Source organism: Bacillus massiliglaciei (assembly GCF_900098925.1).
GTDB lineage: Bacteria > Bacillota > Bacilli > Bacillales > DSM-1321 > Peribacillus > Peribacillus massiliglaciei.
Genome location: NZ_LT622359.1, coordinates 194,643 through 217,390 on the forward strand (window position 1 = coordinate 194,643; position 22,748 = coordinate 217,390).

General features: G+C 42.3%; 22 protein-coding genes and 1 pseudogene. 10 read left to right on the forward strand and 13 right to left on the reverse strand.

From position 1 onward, the window contains the following. Window positions 1-108: 108 nt before the first annotated feature. On the reverse strand, window positions 109-1,443 hold the full coding sequence (locus tag BQ4305_RS12895; protein ID WP_110928176.1) for an MFS transporter: 1,335 nt from the start codon (window positions 1,441-1,443) through the stop codon (window positions 109-111). Between the two features lie 33 nt (window positions 1,444-1,476). Next, window positions 1,477-2,592: a 5-methyltetrahydropteroyltriglutamate--homocysteine S-methyltransferase gene (locus tag BQ4305_RS12900; RefSeq protein WP_110928177.1), complete on the reverse strand. Its 1,116-nt coding sequence runs from the start codon at window positions 2,590-2,592 to the stop codon at window positions 1,477-1,479. A gap of 226 nt (window positions 2,593-2,818) precedes the next feature. On the opposite strand from BQ4305_RS12900, the gene BQ4305_RS12905 reads away from it, so the two are divergent. The 3 genes from BQ4305_RS12905 (at window position 2,819) to ltrA (BQ4305_RS12915) (ending at window position 5,592) form a co-directional block, all read left to right on the forward strand. After that, window positions 2,819-3,730, forward strand: a complete 912-nt coding sequence (locus BQ4305_RS12905; RefSeq protein WP_110928178.1) for a LysR family transcriptional regulator — start codon at window positions 2,819-2,821, stop codon at window positions 3,728-3,730. A 273-nt stretch (window positions 3,731-4,003) separates the two neighbouring features. Beyond that, window positions 4,004-4,174 (forward strand): hypothetical protein, encoded by a 171-nt coding sequence (locus tag BQ4305_RS21500; RefSeq protein WP_199880500.1) that lies wholly within the window; start codon window positions 4,004-4,006, stop codon window positions 4,172-4,174. A 158-nt stretch (window positions 4,175-4,332) separates the two neighbouring features. After that, window positions 4,333-5,592, forward strand: a complete 1,260-nt coding sequence (gene ltrA / locus BQ4305_RS12915) for a group II intron reverse transcriptase/maturase (RefSeq protein WP_110926047.1) — start codon at window positions 4,333-4,335, stop codon at window positions 5,590-5,592. 76 nt (window positions 5,593-5,668) lie between these two features. Here the strand turns inward: ltrA (BQ4305_RS12915) and BQ4305_RS12920 are convergent, their stop codons facing one another. After that, complete coding sequence (locus tag BQ4305_RS12920; RefSeq protein WP_110928179.1) at window positions 5,669-6,343, reverse strand: NAD(P)H-dependent oxidoreductase; 675 nt, start codon at window positions 6,341-6,343, stop codon at window positions 5,669-5,671. A gap of 185 nt (window positions 6,344-6,528) precedes the next feature. Further along, window positions 6,529-7,578: an NAD(P)/FAD-dependent oxidoreductase gene (locus BQ4305_RS12925; protein ID WP_110928180.1), complete on the reverse strand. Its 1,050-nt coding sequence runs from the start codon at window positions 7,576-7,578 to the stop codon at window positions 6,529-6,531. 246 nt (window positions 7,579-7,824) lie between these two features. Between BQ4305_RS12925 and BQ4305_RS12930 the strand changes: the two genes are divergently transcribed. Together BQ4305_RS12930 and BQ4305_RS12935 are read left to right on the forward strand one after the other, a co-directional pair. Further along, a complete protein-coding gene (locus BQ4305_RS12930; RefSeq protein WP_110928181.1) occupies window positions 7,825-8,013 on the forward strand; it encodes a hypothetical protein in 189 nt (62 codons plus the stop codon). A gap of 426 nt (window positions 8,014-8,439) precedes the next feature. After that, a complete protein-coding gene (locus BQ4305_RS12935; protein WP_110928182.1) occupies window positions 8,440-9,882 on the forward strand; it encodes an NCS1 family transporter in 1,443 nt (480 codons plus the stop codon). A 73-nt stretch (window positions 9,883-9,955) separates the two neighbouring features. Here BQ4305_RS12935 and BQ4305_RS12940 read toward each other — a convergent pair whose 3' ends face one another. From BQ4305_RS12940 to BQ4305_RS12950, 3 genes are read right to left on the reverse strand one after another with little or no spacing between them, the layout of a single operon-like run. After that, on the reverse strand, window positions 9,956-10,990 hold the full coding sequence (locus tag BQ4305_RS12940; protein ID WP_199880680.1) for a sensor histidine kinase: 1,035 nt from the start codon (window positions 10,988-10,990) through the stop codon (window positions 9,956-9,958). After that, window positions 10,987-11,661, reverse strand: a complete 675-nt coding sequence (locus BQ4305_RS12945; RefSeq protein WP_110928184.1) for a response regulator transcription factor — start codon at window positions 11,659-11,661, stop codon at window positions 10,987-10,989. Before BQ4305_RS12945 ends, BQ4305_RS12940 begins: the two co-directional genes overlap by 4 nt. 21 nt (window positions 11,662-11,682) lie before the next feature. Continuing rightward, window positions 11,683-13,428, reverse strand: a complete 1,746-nt coding sequence (locus BQ4305_RS12950) for an ABC transporter ATP-binding protein (protein WP_110928185.1) — start codon at window positions 13,426-13,428, stop codon at window positions 11,683-11,685. 263 nt (window positions 13,429-13,691) lie between these two features. Here BQ4305_RS12950 and BQ4305_RS12955 point away from each other — a divergent pair, with 263 nt between their 5' ends. Next, a complete protein-coding gene (locus BQ4305_RS12955) occupies window positions 13,692-14,195 on the forward strand; it encodes a GrpB family protein (protein ID WP_110928186.1) in 504 nt (167 codons plus the stop codon). Window positions 14,196-14,279: 84 nt separating this feature from the next. Here the strand turns inward: BQ4305_RS12955 and BQ4305_RS12960 are convergent, their stop codons facing one another. Continuing rightward, window positions 14,280-14,819, reverse strand: coding sequence for an ECF transporter S component (locus BQ4305_RS12960; protein WP_110928187.1), 540 nt, complete (start codon window positions 14,817-14,819; stop codon window positions 14,280-14,282). A gap of 154 nt (window positions 14,820-14,973) precedes the next feature. Next, window positions 14,974-15,171 (reverse strand): annotated as a pseudogene (locus tag BQ4305_RS22015) (SDR family oxidoreductase); the annotation flags it as partial. A 150-nt stretch (window positions 15,172-15,321) separates the two neighbouring features. Here BQ4305_RS22015 and BQ4305_RS21900 point away from each other — a divergent pair. After that, window positions 15,322-15,645, forward strand: coding sequence for a TetR-like C-terminal domain-containing protein (locus BQ4305_RS21900; protein WP_234396955.1), 324 nt, complete (start codon window positions 15,322-15,324; stop codon window positions 15,643-15,645). A 100-nt stretch (window positions 15,646-15,745) separates the two neighbouring features. Here BQ4305_RS21900 and galU read toward each other — a convergent pair whose 3' ends face one another. Both galU and BQ4305_RS12980 read right to left on the reverse strand, forming a co-directional pair. Next, the gene (gene galU / locus BQ4305_RS12975; protein ID WP_110928189.1) at window positions 15,746-16,630 is read right to left on the reverse strand and encodes a UTP--glucose-1-phosphate uridylyltransferase GalU; all 885 of its coding nucleotides are present in this window, start codon (window positions 16,628-16,630) and stop codon (window positions 15,746-15,748) included. A gap of 23 nt (window positions 16,631-16,653) precedes the next feature. Next, complete coding sequence (locus tag BQ4305_RS12980) at window positions 16,654-18,192, reverse strand: glycosyltransferase family 2 protein (RefSeq protein WP_234396956.1); 1,539 nt, start codon at window positions 18,190-18,192, stop codon at window positions 16,654-16,656. 314 nt (window positions 18,193-18,506) lie between these two features. Here BQ4305_RS12980 and BQ4305_RS12985 point away from each other — a divergent pair, with 314 nt between their 5' ends. Continuing rightward, window positions 18,507-18,854, forward strand: a complete 348-nt coding sequence (locus tag BQ4305_RS12985) for an XRE family transcriptional regulator (RefSeq protein ID WP_110928190.1) — start codon at window positions 18,507-18,509, stop codon at window positions 18,852-18,854. Between the two features lie 69 nt (window positions 18,855-18,923). Here the strand turns inward: BQ4305_RS12985 and BQ4305_RS12990 are convergent, their stop codons facing one another. Together BQ4305_RS12990 and guaC are read right to left on the reverse strand one after the other, a co-directional pair. Continuing rightward, a complete protein-coding gene (locus tag BQ4305_RS12990) occupies window positions 18,924-19,604 on the reverse strand; it encodes a DNA alkylation repair protein (RefSeq protein ID WP_110928795.1) in 681 nt (226 codons plus the stop codon). 89 nt (window positions 19,605-19,693) lie between these two features. Then, window positions 19,694-20,677: a GMP reductase gene (gene guaC / locus BQ4305_RS12995; RefSeq protein WP_110928191.1), complete on the reverse strand. Its 984-nt coding sequence runs from the start codon at window positions 20,675-20,677 to the stop codon at window positions 19,694-19,696. 435 nt (window positions 20,678-21,112) lie between these two features. Here guaC and BQ4305_RS21505 point away from each other — a divergent pair, with 435 nt between their 5' ends. Next, window positions 21,113-21,283, forward strand: coding sequence for a hypothetical protein (locus BQ4305_RS21505; RefSeq protein WP_199880500.1), 171 nt, complete (start codon window positions 21,113-21,115; stop codon window positions 21,281-21,283). Between the two features lie 158 nt (window positions 21,284-21,441). Continuing rightward, window positions 21,442-22,701, forward strand: coding sequence for a group II intron reverse transcriptase/maturase (gene ltrA / locus BQ4305_RS13005; protein WP_110926134.1), 1,260 nt, complete (start codon window positions 21,442-21,444; stop codon window positions 22,699-22,701). Window positions 22,702-22,748: the final 47 nt, after the last annotated feature.

The window sequence follows — 22,748 nt, forward strand, 5'->3', positions numbered from 1 at the left end:
CTCAAAAAGACAAAAGGCCTTCAGAATGAGACCCTTCTGAAGGCCTTTTGTCGACAATCTGAAGTACTCTCTTCTAAAAGAGAGTACTTTTTAGAGAATGAGTGTCCCTTAAGAGGCTGCTTTCGATATTTTGTCAAAGCTGCCGTATTTCTCTTGAACCAGCAAGAGGGCAATTCCCCCGATAAAGCTTGGAATGGCAAACGCCATAAATGCATGCTGCGGTGCCAAGTCAGCAGTAAGCAGAAGTCCGATGATAAGGGGAGCCAGAATTGCACCTATCCGTCCAATCCCAACGGTCATACTCAGTCCGGTTGTGCGAACTTCTTGAGGGTAAAACTCGGAAATATAGGGATTGACTAAATTTTGTGTTCCTCCTGTGCAAGCTCCGCCGATAGCGATTAAGATATACAGTAAAATCAGATGGGATGTTGCACTTAAAGAAACAAAGCAAATCGCTCCGAGTGCAAACATAAACAAAAGTACTTTTCGGTGGCCCAGCCGTTCGACTAAGTAGCCGCCGAGTAAGGAACCTCCAATTTGTCCAAGTCCCAATACAAGGCTGAAAGATAAGCTTGAACTAATGCCATAACCCGCTCCCTGCATGATTTTGGGAAGCCATGTATTTAAACCGTAAATCATGAGAAGGCAGCTGAAGACGATCATCCAAAAAGCGATGGTGCTGACGGCCCGATTATCGGAAAAAAGTTTTTTGGCCGGCAATCCTTTGGATCGTTCTTTGATACGCGTATATTCAAAATCGTCCGTTGCTTGATATGTTCCCTTCGGATCAATTTTGTTCAGAATCCGTGCGATTTTCTCACCCTGATTGCGCAGGATATGAAAGGACAGCGATTCGGGAAATTGTTTTAGAAAGAAAGGCAAGGTCAGCAGCGGGATGATCCCGAGCCAATATAAGAATCTCCAGCCCATGCTTTCCATCAAATACATGCCGGTAAGGGAAGCGATAATAGAGCCGATGGAATAGCCGCAATACATGGCCGCCACAATTAATGCCCTGTTTCTTTTAGGGGAGTACTCTGTCATAAGGGCAATGACAGCAGGCATTAACCCGCCCATCCCAAGAGATGCAATAAAGCGCATAATCGTAAAGATGAGGGCATTCGGCGCTAAACCGGCTAAAAGGGAAAAAACGCTGAAAATGAGCATACAAATCGCTAATATTTTCTTACGGCCGATAATGTCTGCCAGCGAACCGAGCAAGAAGGAACCAATCATCATGCCGATAAGCGTATAGCTGCCAATTGCGCCTGCTTCAACAAGAGATAATTGATAGTCCTCCATCATCATCGGCAGCCCAATCCCGAAAAGGGCGATATCGTATCCGTCAAAGGCAATGGCGAAAAAACACCAAAGGAACACAATTAAATGGAATTTATTAAATTTGCTTTCAGCAATAATCCGAGATGTTGAAACAGTGCGCATTTTATTCTCCTCCTGTCTTTTTAGATCACGTTCTTATTTCCAAACTTCCTGAGAAATTTCAACAACATGACGCAGTTTGGCCCATTGCTGTTCTTCTGTTAATAGGTTGCCTTCTTCCGTAGAGGCAAATCCGCATTGGGGACTCAGACAAAGCTGATCCAGCGGCACAAATTTCGATGCTTCTTCAATGCGCTTTTTAATCGTGTCTTTGCTTTCTAATTCACCGAATTTTGAAGTGATTAGGCCCAGGACGATCTCTAAATCCGGTCGGTTTACAAAGCGAAGCGGCTCAAACCCGCCGGCACGTTCGTTGTCATACTCCAAGAAAAATCCATCAATATCTAAATGCCCAAATAATTGCTCGGCAACGGGTTCATATCCTCCGGAAGCGATCCACGTTGAGCGGAAATTCCCGCGGCAAATATGCATCGTCACTTTCAAATCATCCGGACGGTCCGCTACAGCTTGGTTCAGTGTACGCAAGTATCTGTCGATTAAATAATCCGGATCCTGTCCTTTTGCCCGCAGCTGTTCTTTTTGCTCTTCTGAACATAAGTAAGCCCAGGAAGTGTCGTCCAGCTGCAGATAGCGGCAGCCTGCATCATAGAAAGCTTTTATACCTTTTTTATAGGCGTTACCTAAATCGTGAAAGAACTCTTCCTCATCTGGATAAACAGACGGATCAATCTCTCCGCGGAAGTGAAGCATGCTAGGGCTTGGGATGGTGATTTTCGCCACTTGCTCTCCTGCTGTTTGGTGAAGATATTTGTAATCCTCCAGCATAGGGTGGCTGCCAAAATCTACCTTGCTTGTTACTTTAATCCCGCGCGATTTTGTTTGCTTTTGCTGAAATTGAATGCCGCTGTTTGACCAAAAAGCATCAACGCCAACCAAGTTTTCCAAGAAATCAAAATGCCACCAAGATCTGCGGAATTCGCCGTCCGTTACGGCTTGAAGTCCAATTTCTTTTTGCTTCTCGACTGCCCTTGCGATTTCTTGATCTTCAATTTTCCTTAGCTGTTCGGAAGAAATTTCCCCGTTTTCCCTCTGCGAGCGGGCTTTTTTAATAGCCTCAGGCCGTAATAAGCTTCCAACTTGATCGGCACGAAAAATTTTTGACGTGTTTTTAGAACTATTTAGTGTTTGCATGTACAATCCCTCTTTTCTTTTTTTGTATCTTTGTTGTTTGTATCCTACCATGAGTAAAAGGATATAGTGTAACTGATAAAAGTGATTGCTTGTTATAGCCAAAAGTTATAACGTTCAGTGGTTCTTACCGTGAGTATGTTCATTTGATAGATTCCTATTTTATTAAGATCTTTTCGGTTAAAATGAAAAATACACATTGAAAAAAAGAATAGGAAAGGGATTAAGTATGAAATTACAGCAATTGAAATATGTTATTGAAGTTGTGATGTGCGGTTCCATTAATGAAGCGGCGCGCAGATTATATATCTCGCAGCCGAGTCTTTCAAAAGCCATAAAAGAGCTTGAAAAAGAAATTGGAATTACCATTTTTACCCGTACATCTACTGGAATTACTTTGTCAAAAGACGGAGCGGAATTCCTGGGTTATGCCAGACAGGTTGTTGAACAGGCAGAATTGCTGGAACGCCGCTATTTCAATACGTCCCCTTCCCAGCAGCTGTTATCTATTTCGACTCAGCACTATGCGTTTGCCGTAAATGCCTTTGTTGATATGATCAAAAAATATGGAGAAGATAAGTACCAATTTACGATCAGAGAAACAAGAACCTATGAAATTATTGAAGACGTGAAGGATTTACGCAGTGAAATTGGAATATTATATATCAGTTCTTTTAATGAAAAAGTGATGATGCAGCTGTTAAAAGAGAGAGGGTTAGATTTTCACGTCCTATTTAAAGCGAAACCGCATATCTTTATAAGTTCTCAGAATCCGCTCGCAAAAAAGAAATCGGTCACTTTAGAAGATTTAGAGGAATATCCGCGGCTTAATTTTGAACAGGGAGAGTTTAATTCGTTTTATTATTCGGAAGAGATTTTCAGTACGATTCCAAGCAAAAGAAGTATTCAGGTCAGTGACCGGGCGACCTTATTTAACCTATTGATCGGGCTGAATGGCTATACCATTTCTACAGGGATATTGAGTGAAGACCTGAATGGTTCCAATATTGTATCCGTTCCGCTTGATGAGGGGGAAATCATTACAGTAGGCTGGGTGGTCAACAAAAAAACACAGCTAAGCCGAATGGCGAAATTGTATTTGGAGGAGCTTACGAACATCATTGATTTCTATTTAGCATAAGAAGAGCGGTGAAGGAAAAAAAGACAGGCTTCTGCCTGCCCTTTCCTTGTGTGCGCCCGGCATGGGTGCAGTCTATAGGGTGAGAGTCCCGAACCATGAAGGCAGTAGTAATGGTTAGCTTAACGCAAGGGTGTCTGTGGTGACGCAGAATCTGAAGGAAGCGAGCGGCAAACCTCCGGTCTGAGGAACACGAACTTCATATAAGGCTAGGTACCATTGGATGAGTTTGCACAACAAAACGAAGTCCTTACTGCCGAAGGTGGTACAGAGTAAATGAAGCAGATAGATGGAGGGAAAGACTGTACTCTTACCCGGGGAGGTCTGATTGGAACGCCAAGTTCCCTTGGTAACCTATCCAGCGATGGACAGCTGAACAATCAGAAGTCAGCCGAGGTCATAGTACCATTCCAACTCGAGATGGAATGGGAAGGACTGAACTATTAGGAAGAACGAGAACTAGGCATATAATTCCTGTATAGAAGCAGACAATCCGAAAGGACTTACTTGAAGGAGGAAGTGGTGAATTCCACAGGGGACTTCATGAGGGTGGAGCAGGAATAACATAATTAGTTTTCTACGTTCACGTCGAAAGGAAATATCACATGTTAATGGATCTGATTCTGTCACGGGAAAACTTAATAGAAGCACTTAAACGTGTGGAGAAGAACAAAGGGAGTCACGGCATAGATGGAATGTCCGTAAAATCCCTACGAAGACATCTCTATGAGAACTGGGAAACTCTTTGTGATTCATTAAGGGAAGGTACCTATCAACCTAACCCAGTCCGTCGAGTCGAAATCCCGAAACCGAACGGTGGAGTAAGATTACTAGGAATACCTACCGTGACAGACCGGTTCATTCAACAGGCTATCGCCCAAGTTCTAACCCCACTTCTTGACCCAACCTTCTCAGAACATAGTTATGGGTTTAGACCAAATAGAAGAGGTCATGATGCGGTTCGTAAAGCAAGGGAATATATAAGTGAAGGTTATAGATGGGTGATTGACATGGACTTGGAGAAATTCTTTGATAGAGTCAATCATGATAAGTTAATGGGGATATTAGCAAGTAGAATCCAAGACCGGCAGGTCTTGAAACTTATACGGAAATATCTCCAAGCAGGAATTATGATGAATGGTGTAGTCTATGATGCAGAAGAAGGAACACCACAAGGAGGTCCACTGAGCCCCCTTCTTTCGAATATCCTTTTGGATAAACTTGATAAAGAGTTAGAAAGGAGAGGTCACAAGTTTGTCCGCTACGCCGATGATTGTAATATTTACATGAAATCGAAGAAAGCTGGAGAACGAGTGATGAACTCAATTACATGCTTTATTGAGCAGAAATTAAAGCTCAAAGTAAATAGAGAAAAGTCAGCAGTTGATCGCCCGTGGAAACGAAAGTTTCTTGGCTTTAGCTTTACGGTCAATAAGAAACCGAAGGTTCGAATAGCCAATGAAAGTATTAAAAGGCTTAAGGCTAAAATACGGGAGTTAACCTCCCGTTCTAAACAAATTCCTATGGAAGTTAGAATCGAGAAACTAAATCAATATCTAACGGGATGGTGTGGATATTTTGCATTGGCTGATACACCAAGTAAATTTAAAGAATTTGATGAGTGGATTAGACGGAGACTCCGTATGCTTGAATGGAAACAATGGAAGAAACCGAGGACAAGAGTAAGAAAACTCAAAGGTCTAGGTGTCCCTGACCAAAAGGCATATGAATGGGGAAACTCCAGAAAGAAATATTGGAGAATAGCCTGTAGTCCAATCTTACACAAAACCCTCAATAACTTGTATTGGAGTCACCGAGGGTTGAAAAGTTTATATAATCGATATGAATTTCTGCGTCAAACTTAATGGAACCGCCGTATACCGAACGGTACGTACGGTGGTGTGAGAGGTCGGGGGTTAATCACCCCCTCCTACTCGATTATTACACCCATTTTACTACGTCATCAAACGGCCTGCGGGTTTTTGGACGGGGATCTTTCGTACGGTAGCCAAAGGCGGCCATAACAGAAATACTGAAATGTCCATCTTCCAATAATCCTTCTTCATCAAGCAGCTGATTCATAGTATCGATGTTGAATCCTTCAATCGGACAGGAATCGATGCCGATCTGTGCGGCCGCTGTCATCATATTGGCGAGAGCTACGTAGGTTTGCTTGCATGCCCAATCGTATAAAGGACGGTCCCCGTCAAGCAGTTTAAAGTCATCTCTTTGGAACTCTTCGACTCTTTGTAAAAACTTCTCTAAATGTTCTTCTGGGAATTTCGTTACATTCTTTAAATGATCCTGCAAATAATCAGAATTATATTGAGTGTCACGTTTTGTCCGGGCTAGGAAAATTACAAAGTGACTTGCGTCAGGGAGCTTACTGAATGCGCCCCATGAATGATTTTTTATTTTTTCACGAAGCTCTGAGCTTTGAACAACTACAAAGCGCCACGGTTCAAATCCAAAGGAACTTGGGGACAGGCGACCGGTTTCTAAAATAAAACGGAAATCCTCGTCGGAAATCTTCTTATTTGGATCAAATTCCTTGGTGGCATGTCTAAAATGAAAGGCATCCAGAATTTCTTGTTTTAGTTCCTCTTTATTGCGCAAAATCATTCACTCCTTTTCGATATAAATCGATAATGATTATTTTCAACTATTAGTATAGCCGATTAGTGTGTATCTATCAGTTTTGGGGATTGGGCCTGTTTAGTCTCAATGTTTTTAGCTAAGAGGAGCGTTCCACATCAAAAAAGACAGGCCACAGCCTGTCTTTTTTAGTAAAGAACTTATCGCTATTTTACAAGCTGCCTGACGAGCTCTTTGTTGCGCTGTTTGAAGATTTCGTTATGGGAAGATACCATTCCGCCTTGATTGGCATCAGGCTGAATGTATTGTTTCGCCCGGTTTACAGCGTTGGCGGCATCTTGAAAGGCCCCGGCAATTAAGTGAACTTTTCCGTCATATTTCAGGATATCTCCTGCTGCATATAATCCGTCTACAGACGTTTCGCTTTTGGCCGTTCCGTCAATATAAAAATCATTGATGCGCTTTATATCGAGCGAACAATTATCTAGCAGGGAGGAGTCGCGCTCATAGCCATGGTTGATGACGACTTCATCAATCGGCAGCTGAGTGACTTCATTGGTAAGATGGTTCGTCAATTCAACCGATTGGATGGCTTCATGGTTCTCGCTGGCAGTCAGTTTGGTGATAGACGAGTTGAAGAAGCAATGGGCAGAGCTGTTTTCAAGCTGGGCGACTTGTGCTTCATGCCCGTTTAGGGAATCCTTTCTATAGGTGACATACACGTGTTTGGCAAACGGCACTAATTCATTTGCCCAATCGATAGCAGAGTTTCCGCCGCCTGAAATGATAACGGTCTTGTCTTTAAACTGCTTCAAGGATTTTACGGTGTAATGTAAATTGGAGATTTCGTATCTCTCCGCCCCGTCGATTTCAAGTTTCTGAGGCTTTAGGATTCCGCCGCCGACAGATACGATTACCATTTTGGAGAAGTGCTGCTGCCCAGAGGCACTATGTAATATAAAAATCTTGTCTTTATTCTGGGTGATCTTCACGATTTTCTCATTTAAGACAACCTCAGGGTCAAATGTTAATCCTTGAGCGACTATTTGCTCAATTAGCTTTTCGCCTGTTGTAGGTGTGAGGCCTCCGACATCCCAAATCATTTTTTCAGGATAGACATGAAGCTTTCCGCCTAATTGGGGCTGAAATTCAATGAGCTTCGTTTTCATGGTACGAAGGCCGCTGTAAAAAGCAGAGTAAAGGCCCGCCGGCCCGCCGCCGATTATCGTTACATCAAATAATTCTTCTTGGTTCATGATTTATCCCCCTATCCTTTTGGTGAATACCGTCCGCTCTTCCTATCTATGGTGAATCTTTTGCCCTAACATGTATAAAAAGTAATGGTGTTTTAGTCATTCATTTTGTCATAATATAATTGATAATGAATCTCATTATCGGTACTACTTTACCATAGAGAGAGGAATAACAGCAAATAAAATTTCAAAATATGAGTGGGACATAAACAGGAAATGGGAGATTAGAAAACATTTGCTTATCTGGATATGAGCGATCTAAAAGAACCGAATGTGTATGCTGCCCTGGTGAAACTAGATAACATATTTAAAGATGATACCGGAGAGATAAGCCTCAAGGCTGATGAGGAGAATCCTGACGTATTAATCATCCCTGATGGGCAGATAACCGGCGGGGTAAGTGCCGATAAATTGAAAACCGTTCTTTGGACGGGATGAAGGCTTTAGCAAAAGAAATGGATCCGAACTTGTTTAATTAATAAAGCTTTCTTACAAAGAATAATGAAGGATTGTTTCACATGAAACGATTGAATATAGACACGAGACATGGAGATGATAGATTCTCCATGTCTCTGTTTGTGTTTATTACTTTCCCTTTTCATTTGAGACCATGCTAAGGCATAGAGAAAAACTATGTCACATTCTCTTACATGCGAAAAGCCATTCAGCCCTTGGTACACTTGATCTTTATTGAATATGAATAACGCTATATTTCATTTTTGTCTACTTTGTACAATGAAATAGAGGAATCCTTTGATTATAGTAATGAGTAAAGATAACAGATGGAGTGATATAAACTTACATAAACATTATGCGGCTTTATTTGTCTGATTATTAAAAAAATAATAAAATGGGAGGGTATATATGTCTGTCAATGCAGAAACATTAGTGGAAGCAACACCGGGAACGCCGCAATTTGATACGGGCATGGATGAGTCACTGAATCCAAAAAAAGATCAGAACCGAACAGTTGGATCATGGAATTATACGTTTATGTGGATAGGCGATGGAGTTAACTTAGGCAATATGACGCTCGGGGCGAGTTTAGTGGTGGCGGGAATGGCGACTTTGAATATTTTTCAGACATTTGTTGCTGCGATAATTGCTATTGGGATTATCTCTATTGTTTTTTCATTAAATGACAGACTTGGATATAAAACAGGGATTCCTTATATTGTCCAGCTCCGAATGTCCTTCGGAGTGAAAGGTTCTGTCATTTCATCTCTATGCCGCGGAATTCCTGCGATTGTTTGGTACGGATTTCAAAGCTGGACAGGCGGTACGGCCTTAAATGAAATTGCTAAAATTGTTACCGGCGGAGCTTTTGATAACATGGCTGTTTGTTTTATTGTGCTTCAGGCTGTGCAAATTTGGCTTTCCTTGTATGGTTTCCATGCAGTTAAATGGGTAGAGTCGATTACTTCTATTGTGATTATGATTGCATTAGTGTACGTATTTGGTGTCCTGCTTTCTTCTCACAGCACAGTGATTACTGAAAAGTGGGTGCATGCTGAAGGTTCATGGGGCTTGCCGTTCTTTGCCTTTATCATGATGTTCATGGGGAATTATGCAGCCATCTTTTTAAGCGCTGCGGATTACTCTAGAGAATTGAAAACAGGCATTAGTCACACTAAACGGGGTCTTCTCTACTTTTTCCCTATTTTAATTGCTTACGGTCTGACACTCACAATCGGTGCGATGCTCGCTTCGGCAACCGGCATTTCTAATCCGGTCAAAGCATTTGCGGTCGTTGTAGATAATCCGTATATTACTGTCTTTGTGTCAGCGTTTATTGTAATCGGAGTGGTGGCGGTCAACATGGTTGCCAATATTATTCCGCCGACGTATGTTATTACCTTGCTGACAAAATTGAAATTCAAACCTGCTGCCATAGTAACGGGCCTGCTGGCATTAGGGTCCTTTCCATGGGTGCTTGTACAGGATTCTTCAGCTAAAGGGCTTGGGATGTTTATATTGATCTATTCGGCCTTTTTAGGTCCCATCGTCTCCATTCTACTGGTAGAGTACTATATTTTAAGGAAACAAAAAGTGAATGTGCGTGATCTGTACGATGAAGAGGGGCCGTTTGCCGGATATAATCCAGCAGCTATGCTTGCCCTGCTTATCGGTGCAGGGGCTGCCTTTATAGAAGTGGACCTTGCCTGGATCATTGGCGGGACGGTAGCCGGGATTGCTTATATTCTTCTTATGAAGTATGCATTTAAGGATTCCAAGTTCAAGAAAGGAACGATTTTTGAGAATCCTGTGAATCGAGATTCTGTCCATTCGAACAAGTTTAAGATGTAGCCAGCCATGCAAAAAACCAGGAAGTATATTCCCTGGTTTTTTGCACTGTATAGGGTAAATGGTTCTCTATCCTTCAAGCTCCTGTTGGAAGTATAACGGTAAAGATTGTGCCTTTTCCTAATTTGCTTTTGACATGAATTGTCCCATCGTGCATATCGATAATTTTTTTCACAATAGATAAGCCGAGACCGCTGCCGCTCTTTGTTCGTTCGCGGGCCTGGTCTGCCTTAAAAAACCGCTCAAAGATGTGCAGCTGGTCCTGTTCGGAAATGCCGATCCCTGTATCTGAAATTGAGATAGCGGCCTGTCCGTCTGTTAGCTGGAGCTGTATGCTCAGCTTTCCTTTCATAGGCGTGAATTTAATGCTGTTATGAATGAGATTGGTCCAGACCTGGCTCATTAAGTCTTCATCGGCAAAAATCCGTACATTATTTTCCAGTCCAATATCCAATTCAAGTTCTTTTTCCACCCAGAGCGGTTCGCATGCCAAGAGAATGGTCCGGATTTGCTGGTCCAGCCGATATGCCCGTTTCTCAAAAGGATGGTGATCAGATTCCAGTGACGTAAGCTTAAGGAGATTATCACTTAATTTAGATAATCGGCGGCTTTCAGTTTCAATAATCTGCAGGTAGTGTTTTCTTTCTCGTTTTGTCAGTTGATCCGATTGGAGGGCATGGGCAAAGCCTGTTATGGATGTGAGCGGTGACTGAATCTCATGTGAGACGTTTGAGATGAACTCCTGGCGCATTTCTTCCATTTGTTTTAATTGTTTGGTCATGTGATTGAAATGATTGATGAGCTCAGAGAATTGATTATTCCGCTTCATTTGGCTGCCAAAATCCAGCTGGACATTGAAATCGCCGCTGGCAATCTTTCGCAGGGCGTGAATGATTTCCATATAAAAATGACGCTGTCGGGGTCGGTTAAAGAACCGGAAGATGACACCGATTAGAAATATGACGAAAAAGCTCATGAAGGTTGCCGCCAGGTATAAGGAGTATGGAGGCAGCTTTAAGGGAAGCAGGTGAATGACCGCATATCCGGCTGAAAAACAGCCGGCAGCAAAAATCATCATGAAAAGACTGCCGAGTATTCTTTTTCTTATCATGCGTTTATCTCCAAGCGATATCCGAGTCCCCATACTGTTTTGATACGAAATTGGAAGTCTGCTTCCGGAAACCGTTCTCTAATCCGTTTGATATGAACATCCACTGTGCGGTCGTCTCCTTCATAATCATAGCCCCAAATATCTTCAATCAGCTGCTCCCTTGAAAAGGTTTTGTTTGGGTAGCTTCCGAGCTTAAAAAGCAGTTCAAATTCCTTTAAGGGCGGGATTATTTTTTTATCTTTAAATGAAACAGAGAGTGTATTCCGGTCCATGTGTAATTCCCCGATTTGAACCGTTTGAGAAACGGTAATATGGTATCGTTTTAACAAGGCCTTGACACGCATGACCAGCTCAATAGGTTCAAAGGGTTTCACGAGATAATCATCTGCACCAAGGCTGAATCCTTTGACCTTTTGAGAAGTCTCTCCCTTTGCCGTCAGCATTAAAATGGGGATGCTGCTGAAGCTGCGGATTTCCTCGCATAATTGCCAGCCGTCCATATGAGGCATCATGACATCAATAATGGCCAGATCTATTTTTACCTTATCCATGATTTCTATTGCTTGCAGGCCATCTGCTGCTTCATATAAGGTGAAACCCTCTTTTTTTAGGAAGAGAAGAACAAGCTCGCGAATGTGTGTATCATCATCTGCCATTAAAATATTCGTCATTTTTCTTTTCCCCTCCAGAGATTATGCAGGATTCAGCTTGTGCAATTGCTGCTCGGCAAACTCCCGGTACAGCGAATGGGTTTGATAAAGCTCATCATGTGTGCCGATCCCTGTTATTTTCCCTTTCTCCAAAAATACAATCTGATCTGAATCAATGACAGTTGATAAACGATGAGCGATCACAATTGTTGTTCTTCCATTCATCAAATTATTCAGGGCCTGCTGCACAACTTTTTCTGATTTACTGTCAAGGCTTGAAGTCGCCTCATCAAGCATCAGGATTTTAGGATCTCGTAAAAAGGCGCGGGCAATCGCGATTCTTTGTCGCTGTCCGCCGGATAATTTAACGCCTCGTTCCCCAACTTCTGTATCATAGCCATTAGGGAGATCGGAAATGAACTGGTCTGCATATGCCATTTTAGCTACCCGATCCAGCTCAGCATCAGATATCTCCTGTTCGACTCCGTAGCAAATGTTATCACGAATGGTTCCAGCGACTATTGGGCTTTCCTGTGATACATAGCCAATTTGGCTTCTCCAAGATTGAAGGGAAAAATCTTGAATATCCTCTCCGCCGATACGGATGGTACCCTGCTGCGGACGATAAAAACGTTCAAAGAGAGAGAACAGGGTGGTCTTGCCGCTTCCGCTTGGACCGACAATGGCGGTTACTTTGCCTTCTTCGATTGTTACATTAATATCTTTCAATATTTCTTCGCCATTTTGATAGCTGTAATTTACTCCTTCAACTGTAATGGTTTGATTCATATTGTGTATAGGCTGTTTTCCGTCCGCTTCTTCATCCGATTCCAGGATCGAAATAATCCGCTCTGTTGCACCCGTTGCTTTTTGAAATTGAGTAAAGAAAGCAGCTAACTGGCCCATTGGCATTACGATTTGGAAAAGATACATAATGAAGGCAACAAGAGCGCCGGCAGACAATGCCCCGGATGATACCCGCATGCCGCCGTATCCAAGGATAATGACGAGTAATGCCATCATGACGACACTCATTAATGGGCCAATCAATGCCTGGACCTTCGCTTCTTTTAAGCCAAATTGGAAGAGCTGGGTGATTCCTTTTTTTCCGTTTCCGTATTCGATTTTTTCTGCATTAGAAGCTTTGACAAGCCTGATTTCCGAAAGCACTTGCTGCAGGACGGCTGTGAATCCTGCCGTTTCATCCTGGACGCCTTTAGAAATCTTATACATCTTTTTCCCAAGCGGCACTAAGACAGCGGCAGCTAACGGGATGGCAATAAACAGGACAAGTGTCATTCTCCAATCGAGTACAAACAGAACAATGATGGAACCGATAATGGAGATAACGCCCGTGACAAAATTGGATAAATGCTCGGAGATTAATCCTTTTACGACCCCGGTATCGTTTGTCATCCGGCTGACAGTTTCCCCTGACGAATGCTCATCAAAATAAGAAACAGGCAGTACTAATAATTTTTTCCAGAGCTGATCACGTATGCCTGCAACGACCTTCTGGCCAATGTGGTTTAATAGATAAATGGAAAAGCCGCTGGCCAGCGCCTGGACAATAATCGCCAGAACAAGCAGGGCAATTCCGCCCTTGCTGATAGAATCTACGGAAAAATCATTGATCAGGTCTTTCGTGAATAAAGGCACTAATAAAGCGGCACCTGTTGTGCTCAGACTTAAAAATAAGGCAAGGGAGATCAGCAGTTTAGAAGGCTTTGTCTCTCTGACTAAACAAATGAACTGCCTCCATCCTTTTTCTTTTTTTACGATAGACATGGGTTACATCCTTTCAACATTTGGATTATAAACATGAGTATAGACAGAAGATATGAACTAATTATGAACGGGCACCAGATTTCTTGAAAATGTTCAACTATTGTTGATTTTCAGGAACAAATAACCGGCAGCTTTTGAGACTTTGCTGCCGGCTGACTTTCGCTAATAAACTTGTGTATTGAAAGTATATCATGAAAAAGCCGGCAATTATAAAACATAAATACGAACTGGGTTTACGATAATTACGAAAGGGGAGGAAAGCAATGAGAAGCTCAGTCATAATAGAAAAGTACGATCCAAAATGGGTCGCCGAGTATGAAATAGAAGCGGGAAAGATAAAAGCTCTTATAGGTGAAAACATTATGGGGATAGAACATATAGGCAGTACTTCAGTTACAGGTTTAGAGGCGAAACCGATTATTGACATAATGGCTGGCGTGAATGATTTAGTTATAACGGATACTTTTATTGAGCCGCTGGAACGGATAAGATATGAATTCGTCAATCATAAGGAATTCTTTTTTAGACGCTTTTTTAGAAAAGGGCAGCGGGGAGCCGGGACGCATCATCTTCATATCTATCAATATCAAGGTGAAGAGTGGAATCATCAGCTCTTGTTCAGGGACTATTTAAGGAATAATCCCGATGTGCGCAATCAGTATGATCGGTTAAAGCGCGGCTTGGCTGACAGCTGTATGGACAGATTACATTATACTTCAGCAAAGGCTCCATTTATCAAAAAAGTCATGGATAAAGCCAAATTTTAAAAGGTGGTTGCGGTACATGGAGTTTACCATTCATAAAAAAAGAGAGAGGAAGATTCGATTCCTGAATCTTCCTCTCTCTTCTGTTTATTTAAAAAATGAAATTTTTTTCAGTGCCATGCAAACAGGCATGGCTACAATAATTCCGACTGCGTTTTGAACGAGGTTTCCTGGGATGGAAGCAGCAGGAATGATCCAGCTTCCGTATATGACAGTTTCGCAGACGTAATAGCCGGCAAGCATGATTGGAACGGAGATGATAGCCGCGAGCAGATTGAAAGTGAAGCTGCTGCCATTCCGGCCGTTTGACCAAGCGATTTTTCCTACAATATATCCTTGCAGGCCGCGGGTTATGAAAGTGAAGGGAGCCCATAAAGTCCAGCCGGATATTAAATCAAAGAGAGCCATCCCGACAGCGCCGGCAATCGCTCCTTTTTTAGGACCGAATAAAATAGAGGCGATCAGGAGCATGGCTGTTCCAAGGTGCACCAGGCCGCCATTTGCAGTAATTGGCAGTTTGATATTTAAAAAAATTGTGGCGACAAATACCAGTGCAATCAGCATGGCCGTTAGGATCAAATCAAATGTTTTGATGCGTGAATTTGCATTACTTTGTGTTTTTTGCATAGTGGTAAGCCTTTCTTCGTATTTTTGAATTTACTGATAACTTTAGCAAAGGACTGGTATTTTTAAAAGTATCACTTTTGAGTAAAATGTAGGGGTCAGTTTGGGAAGATTCAGCCTCTTTTCACGTTATTGTACCAGTATATACTTATCTCTATTAATAAGCAGTCCATCCACCATCTGCGGCAATGACTTGTCCATTTATGAAGCTTGCTTCTTCAGATCCTAAGAAGACAGCGAGTTTGGCAATTTCCTCCGGCTGGCCGGCCCTTGGGTTAATAGCCAGTCCCAATGATTGGCGTCCAGCTCCAAATTCGCTTACATTGGTCATGGTGGAACCAATGTTTGTGATGACATATCGGAAATTTGCAGAAAGGCGAAGATCAATCGAGGTACATTCTATCTGCATTATAATCAGGTAGAGGACTTATTTGAGGAATATTTTAAAGAGATAACAGCGGATTTAGCAAGTTCCTATCAAGAGCCATACCGACATGTTCCCGTGTTGAAAACAAGCGAATTAGACCCTTCTACTATTCAGATTTTTCATCATATCGAGAACTACAAGCCATTCTACCGAATAATCTTTTCCAAACAAGTGCCCTTAATGTATTACTATTTATTATTTGAAGAAATCAAACAGCTGCTGCTTCATGATCATGAAGCTTCGAATAAAAAAACAGCCATAAATCATGAGCTGCTTTGTGCCTACCAGGCCAATGCGATGATCGGCATGATCATTGACTGGTATCAGCATGATTTTTCTTATAGTGCCGGCTATTTAAATAACCAGCTCGTCCAATTCTTGAATTTGAAATCGGATTCCTGACTTGGAACAGTGCTCTTCAAAAGAAAGAACAGCTCCTTTACCGGGAGCTGATAGGGACTGATCAATATAAACATCAAAGGTGAAATACCGGGTGCCGGGTTTAGATTAAGACATTCTTATTATGATTCACGATTTCTTTTAGATAATCGATAATTTCATCTCGAATTTCTTCGTGCTGAAGGGCAAAATCGATCGTTGTTTTCACAAACCCGATTTTCTCACCGACATCATAGCGTTTTCCTTCAAAATCATAGGCGAAGACCGGCTGGTGCTGATTTAATTTCTGAATGGCGTCTGTCAGTTGAATTTCTCCGCCTGCACCTGATTCTTGTGTGTCTAAAAACTCAAAAATACCAGGGGTCAGAATATAGCGGCCCATAATGGCGAGATTGGAAGGAGCGGGACCCTTAGGCTTTTCCACCAAATTGCTTACAGCATATCGCCTTTCGTTCTGGGCATGGGTCTGAATGATTCCATACCGGTGTGTTTCCTCATCTGGAATGGATTGAACACCTATGACAGAGGAGCCTGTCTCTTCATATACTTCCATCAGCTGCTTTAAACAAGGTGTATCGCTTTGAACGATATCATCCCCAAGAAGGACAGCAAAGGGCTCGTTCCCAATAAAGTTACGTGCACACCATACAGCGTGTCCGAGACCTTTTGCTTCTTTTTGGCGAATATAATGGATATCTGCTAAATTAGTTGAATAACGCACCTTATCAAGCAGTTCCCATTTCCCTTTTGCCAGTAAATTTTGTTCCAGCTCAGGGGCAAAGTCAAAATGGTCTTCGATCGCTCTTTTGCCTTTTCCTGTGACAATAATAATTTCTTCAATTCCTGAAGAAACAGCTTCTTCCACGATATACTGAATGGTTGGTTTATCGATAATCGGCAGCATTTCTTTTGGCTGAGCTTTGGTTGCCGGCAGAAATCTAGTTCCGAAGCCTGCCGCCGGAATGATCGCTTTTCTGATTTTTTTCATAAAATCCTCCTTATGCGGCTTTGTTAAGCGGTGTGTCTGCCTCGCAAAGTCCAAATTTGGTAGAGCATAACTGCTGAAGAATAAATAGTTAAATACGTAAGCATGACCCAGCCGGTCTGTAGGTAAGGGGAGAAGGCAAGCTGAACCGGTTCACTTGTTAAGAAATCCCTGTAATGGATGCAGCCGAAAACGCCTGCAGCGATTAAAAGGATGGCGAAGATGCTTCCTTCAAGAAGTTTGCTCCGTGTGTTCCCTTTTTCTGCATTATATTGAATTGCCCATCCGTCTTTCTTCGTTGCTGACAATTTTCCAAGCCAGACATTCACGAAGGTTATCAAGTTCACCCATAAGTAGATTTCCGGACTGATAAGCAAAGCTGCCAATACGACATCTATTCCTCGGTGCATAGGGGTTTTGAGGGCAAGCATAGTATTTAATAATGAGGCTAACACGACTGGTGTGATCCATATCCAGGACCAGTGGAACTGATCGGTTGCAATCGCGGCTAATAATAAGGCGACGAACAGCACGCGTACTGTAAGATCGATGAACATCTTAATTTGAGAACGCCATATTTTTCCTCTGTGGTTTGATTTAACATCGATATCCCGATTCGTAAGCAATTCAACCGTCCCTGACTGCCATTTATTCCGCTGTTGTCTAAAAGTATGGTAGGAACGCATCGCATCCACAAAACAGCGGGCGGTTGGGCTGATCAGTGTCTTCCATTTTGATTTTTGAATTTGCCAGGTCAACAGCATATCTTCTACATCGCTTTCATCCTGCCAGGGACCATCCAGCTTATTGACCTCGATAATGTCCTGCAGGGCTTCCGGGCGGAATAATGTAGCCTGTCCTCCAAGTACATAGGTGCTTCCTCCTCTGTATTGAAGATCCAGCAGCCAGCTGGCCATGTCCTGTTTTTGCTGATGTGTCCACCACCTTGAAATGGGTCCCCCATATTCACCGCTGCGAATTTTCTCTTCATAGTACACATCGTCTTTGGAAATCAGGCTCTTCTTTTTCGGCATTCTCATTGTATATTTCGCCATCACTCCGCCGATGTTGCGGGAACTCATTAGACCTTCCCACAGACTGGTCAGGGCATCTGGGGCAAGTCTGCTGTCGGCATCCATGCCAAGCACAGCCTTAACTGAATGTTTATAGTATTCCTGATAGATGGTCGGTTTTTTATCATACAGATCTAAAGGGTCCCCATAAATGCTTTTCCATGCAGCATTTAAGGCGCCGACTTTCCGATGTTTATTATTTTCTGTTGTCAAAACCTTTAGCTTTAACCCAAATTCTTCGCCAGCTGCCAAGGCGGCTTCCTCCGTACGGTCTGTACAGTTATCGGCCACAACAAGGACATCAAGTTCCACATCCTTGGGCAGGGATTGGTCCGCTAACCCGGCTAAGCAATTGCGAATAGACTTCTCTTCATTATGAGCCGGAATGAAAGCGACAATTCTCGGTTTCATATATGTATGCCTGACAGCGGAGACATTCAAACCATTCGAAATAAAGGAGGTTTCATTCTCCCGGACTACTACATTCTCCATTCCTCACCCTCCATAAAAAATCCTCCATTTCTTACCGCTATTCATGCAGCGGCGTTACCCTGCTTTTCTCTTTAATATCTTAAAGTTCCCTCCTTTTTCGTATTTTTGTTCTTTTTATAGAACACTTAAGGAAAGTATAGGGCGAAATGAGGAAATTGAAAAATCTGAAAATTAGTCAAATATTACCAATATCAAATAAAAAAGAGGCATTCTCTCTTATTCTCTTCCATTTCCGCACCATTTTGTATTTTATAAAGAATTAATTGTTCTTTATAATGAATTAATGTATTCAATATAGTGTAAGGAGAAGGGGTATGATAGGAGAAAAAATTAAAGAGTTACGAGAGAAAAGAGGGTATTCTCTTTCAAAGCTGGCGCAAATGGCCGATGTCTCAAAGTCCTATCTTAGCCAGATTGAGAGGGGACTGAAAAACAATCCGTCTGTGCAGTTTTTAGAAAAGGTATCCGTTCCTTTAAAAATCAGTGCAGAGGACTTGCTGGCAGCGGACAAACAGCATGGCTGTTTGTCTAAAGAGCTGGATGCCGAGTGGAAAAGGCTGATCGAACAGGCTGTTAAAGCAGGAATGAAAAAAGAAGATTTCCGGGAATACCGAAATTATCTACAGTATCAAAATTGGCGGAAAGATCAATTGGGAAAATGAAGAGGATGCGAAGGGTCGATTGTAATATTAAAAACTCCCTCCTTTCTGAGAGGGAGCTGGGACCATTGTTTATGACAGGTGTTTTAAAGCTTCGCGCCTGGTGAGGGGTTTGAGGCTATGGCGGGAAACGAATGAAATAACAAAGTCAGGGTTTGTTTTGGCATATTCCCGCAATATCCAGCCAATAGCTTTTTGGATGAAAAATTCATCGCTGTCCGCTCTTCTTAAAATAAAGCGGGTGAGACGTTCTTCATCCGCCTTTACTTTATATTTCAGCTGAAAAAGGATTGCAGACCTTTGCAGCCAAATGTTTTCGCTTTCAATCCAATGATCTGCATACTCTGGAATCAGTTCAGGATAATTCTGAAAAAGGGATCCTATGATGTGAGGAGAAAGGACATCGATGGTATCCCACCAAGACTTCATTACGATCAATTCAGTCAGCCAGGGCATTTCATCTGGACCAAGACGATTCTTCATTTTTCCGAGAATATCGAGAGCTGCCTGCTGGTATTCTCTTTCCGGCAGTTGCCACAGAACGAGGACCACTTCTTTCAACTGTTCTTTAGCAGGCAATCCGCAGTCTTTCAGAAACTGGTTTGTCAGCTTTCTTCTGACGGGAGTCCGTATGCCTAAAAATTCAAACTGATTTCGTAAATATTTTTTTGACCATTTTGCTTGCTGTTCATTTGTATAGGCTGAATAACGATTTGTGAGTTCTTCAATATAAGTTTTAGGATTTGTCTGCATGTGTAATTCCTTCTTTAACATGGATTCATGAGAAGCAATAAGAAAAGGGGTTACCATTTAGGGTAACCCCGATCATCCTATTATATAGATTAGAATACTTTGTCGCCATTAAAGATGGAGTTCTTCACAATCACATAATCTACTGTCCGGATGGCTTCCAATTTGTCCCCGCCTGCATAAGAGATGGAAGACTGAAGGTCCTGTTCCATTTCAATTAATGTATCCTGAAGGGAACCTTTGTGTTCAACAAACATCTTTTTGCCTTCCACATTCTTTCTTTCGCCTTTTTGAAATTCAGAAGCGGAGCCAAAATACTCTTTATATAGTTTCCCGTCTTTCTCAATCGTTTCTCCCGGAGATTCTTCATGCCCGGCAAACAGGGAGCCAATCATGACCATGGAAGCGCCGAATCTCACTGACTTTGCAATATCGCCATGCGTGCGGATTCCGCCGTCTGCGATAATTGGCTTGCTTGCAGCCTTTGCACACCAGCGCAATGCAGCTAGCTGCCATCCGCCTGTTCCAAATCCAGTTTTGATTTTTGTAATGCATACTTTCCCGGGACCAATCCCAACTTTTGTTGCATCTGCACCGGCTCGTTCCAGGTCTCTTACTGCTTCGGGAGTTCCGACGTTTCCAGCAATGACAAAACAGTCTGGCAAGAGACTTTTGATATGTTTGATCATTTCGATGACAGAATTGGAATGTCCATGGGCAATATCAATGGTGATATATTCAGGAACGAGATTTTCATCTGCCAATTGCTGGATGAAGCTGTATTCCTCTTCTTTAACTCCTACGCTGATGGATGCAATCAGTCCGCGCTTGTGCATATCTCTTATAAATGCCTGGCGCTTTTCGGGCTGAAAACGATGCATGATGTAGAAATACCCATTTTCCGCTAAGTAAGCAGCAATATTCTCATCGATAATGGTTTGCATATTGGCTGGGACGACAGGAAGCCTGAATGTATGTTTTCCCAAAGCTACAGTTGTATCACACTCTGAACGGCTATCTACTATACATTTAGCCGGAATTAATTGAATATCTTCGTAATCAAACACATTTTCCATGTATTACACCCCTAAAAGCGAATATTTTAATATAATTTATTTAAAAACGTTCGACCCATTGGTAATTTACCTTATTTTTAGATGGATGTCAAAGTATTTAGTAATTTATATTGTAAGCGGTTGAAAGGAGAAGGGGGAAATGGAATGGAAGAGGAAAAAAATGAAAAGAAAAACAGGCATACCGCTAATTTTCAGCGTATGCCTGTTTCTGTGTGCGCCCGGCATGGGTGCAGTCTATAGGGTGAGAGTCCCGAACCATGAAGGCAGTAGTAATGGTTAGCTTAACGCAAGGGTGTCTGTGGTGACGCAGAATCTGAAGGAAGCGAGCGGCAAACCTCCGGTCTGAGGAACACGAACTTCATATAAGGCTAGGTACCATTGGATGAGTTTGCACAACAAAACGAAGTCCTTACTGCCGAAGGTGGTACAGAGTAAATGAAGCAGATAGATGGAGGGAAAGACTGTACTCTTACCCGGGGAGGTCTGATTGGAACGCCAAGTTCCCTTGGTAACCTATCCAGCGATGGACAGCTGAACAATCAGAAGTCAGCCGAGGTCATAGTACCATTCCAACTCGAGATGGAATGGGAAGGACTGAACTATTAGGAAGAACGAGAACTAGGCATATAATTCCTGTATAGAAGCAGACAATCCGAAAGGACTTACTTGAAGGAGGAAGTGGTGAATTCCACAGGGGACTTCATGAGGGTGGAGCAGGAATAACATAATTAGATTTCTACGTTCACGTCGAAAGGAAATATCACATGTTAATGGATCTGATTCTGTCACGGGAAAACTTAATAGAAGCACTTAAACGTGTGGAGAAGAACAAAGGGAGTCACGGCATAGATGGAATGTCCGTAAAATCCCTACGAAGACATCTCTATGAGAACTGGGAAACTCTTTGTGATTCATTAAGGGAAGGTACCTATCAACCTAACCCAGTCCGTCGAGTCGAAATCCCGAAACCGAACGGTGGAGTAAGATTACTAGGAATACCTACCGTGACAGACCGGTTCATTCAACAGGCTATCGCCCAAGTTCTAACCCCACTTCTTGACCCAACCTTCTCAGAACATAGTTATGGGTTTAGACCAAATAGAAGAGGTCATGATGCGGTTCGTAAAGCAAGGGAATATATAAGTGAAGGTTATAGATGGGTGATTGACATGGACTTGGAGAAATTCTTTGATAGAGTCAATCATGATAAGTTAATGGGGATATTAGCAAGTAGAATCCAAGACCGGCTGGTCTTGAAACTTATACGGAAATATCTCCAAGCAGGAATTATGATGAATGGTGTAGTCTATGATGCAGAAGAAGGAACACCACAAGGAGGTCCACTGAGCCCCCTTCTTTCGAATATCCTTTTGGATAAACTTGATAAAGAGTTAGAAAGGAGAGGTCACAAGTTTGTCCGCTACGCCGATGATTGTAATATTTACATGAAATCGAAGAAAGCTGGAGAACGAGTGATGAACTCAATTACATGCTTTATTGAGCAGAAATTAAAGCTCAAAGTAAATAGAGAAAAGTCAGCAGTTGATCGCCCGTGGAAACGAAAGTTTCTTGGCTTTAGCTTTACGGTCAATAAGAAACCGAAGGTTCGAATAGCCAATGAAAGTATTAAAAGGTTTAAGGCTAAAATACGGGAGTTAACCTCCCGTTCTAAACAAATTCCTATGGAAGTTAGAATCGAGAAACTAAATCAATATCTAACGGGATGGTGTGGATATTTTGCATTGGCTGATACACCAAGTAAATTTAAAGAATTTGATGAGTGGATTAGACGGAGACTCCGTATGCTTGAATGGAAACAATGGAAGAAACCGAGGACAAGAGTAAGAAAACTCAAAGGTCTAGGTGTCCCTGACCAAAAGGCATATGAATGGGGAAACTCCAGAAAGAAATATTGGAGAATAGCCTGTAGTCCAATCTTACACAAAACCCTCAATAACTTGTATTGGAGTCACCGAGGGTTGAAAAGTTTATATAATCGATATGAATTTCTGCGTCAAACTTAATGGAACCGCCGTATACCGAACGGTACGTACGGTGGTGTGAGAGGTCG

Coding starts and splice junctions, on each gene's coding strand:
- galU (WP_110928189.1), bottom strand. CDS start 16,630: ATGAAAAAAATCAGAAAAGCGATCATTCCGGCGGCAGGCTTCGGAACT.
- BQ4305_RS12955 (WP_110928186.1), top strand. CDS start 13,692: ATGAGAAGCTCAGTCATAATAGAAAAGTACGATCCAAAATGGGTCGCC.
- BQ4305_RS12900 (WP_110928177.1), bottom strand. CDS start 2,592: ATGCAAACACTAAATAGTTCTAAAAACACGTCAAAAATTTTTCGTGCC.
- BQ4305_RS12960 (WP_110928187.1), bottom strand. CDS start 14,819: ATGCAAAAAACACAAAGTAATGCAAATTCACGCATCAAAACATTTGAT.
- BQ4305_RS12990 (WP_110928795.1), bottom strand. CDS start 19,604: ATGCAGACAAATCCTAAAACTTATATTGAAGAACTCACAAATCGTTAT.
- BQ4305_RS12980 (WP_234396956.1), bottom strand. CDS start 18,192: ATGGAGAATGTAGTAGTCCGGGAGAATGAAACCTCCTTTATTTCGAAT.
- BQ4305_RS12895 (WP_110928176.1), bottom strand. CDS start 1,443: ATGCGCACTGTTTCAACATCTCGGATTATTGCTGAAAGCAAATTTAAT.
- BQ4305_RS12945 (WP_110928184.1), bottom strand. CDS start 11,661: ATGACGAATATTTTAATGGCAGATGATGATACACACATTCGCGAGCTT.
- guaC (WP_110928191.1), bottom strand. CDS start 20,677: ATGGAAAATGTGTTTGATTACGAAGATATTCAATTAATTCCGGCTAAA.
- ltrA (WP_110926134.1), top strand. CDS start 21,442: ATGTTAATGGATCTGATTCTGTCACGGGAAAACTTAATAGAAGCACTT.
- BQ4305_RS12940 (WP_199880680.1), bottom strand. CDS start 10,990: ATGATAAGAAAAAGAATACTCGGCAGTCTTTTCATGATGATTTTTGCT.
- ltrA (WP_110926047.1), top strand. CDS start 4,333: ATGTTAATGGATCTGATTCTGTCACGGGAAAACTTAATAGAAGCACTT.
- BQ4305_RS21505 (WP_199880500.1), top strand. CDS start 21,113: ATGAAGCAGATAGATGGAGGGAAAGACTGTACTCTTACCCGGGGAGGT.
- BQ4305_RS12935 (WP_110928182.1), top strand. CDS start 8,440: ATGTCTGTCAATGCAGAAACATTAGTGGAAGCAACACCGGGAACGCCG.
- BQ4305_RS12930 (WP_110928181.1), top strand. CDS start 7,825: ATGAGCGATCTAAAAGAACCGAATGTGTATGCTGCCCTGGTGAAACTA.
- BQ4305_RS21500 (WP_199880500.1), top strand. CDS start 4,004: ATGAAGCAGATAGATGGAGGGAAAGACTGTACTCTTACCCGGGGAGGT.
- BQ4305_RS12905 (WP_110928178.1), top strand. CDS start 2,819: ATGAAATTACAGCAATTGAAATATGTTATTGAAGTTGTGATGTGCGGT.
- BQ4305_RS12925 (WP_110928180.1), bottom strand. CDS start 7,578: ATGAACCAAGAAGAATTATTTGATGTAACGATAATCGGCGGCGGGCCG.
- BQ4305_RS12985 (WP_110928190.1), top strand. CDS start 18,507: ATGATAGGAGAAAAAATTAAAGAGTTACGAGAGAAAAGAGGGTATTCT.
- BQ4305_RS12950 (WP_110928185.1), bottom strand. CDS start 13,428: ATGTCTATCGTAAAAAAAGAAAAAGGATGGAGGCAGTTCATTTGTTTA.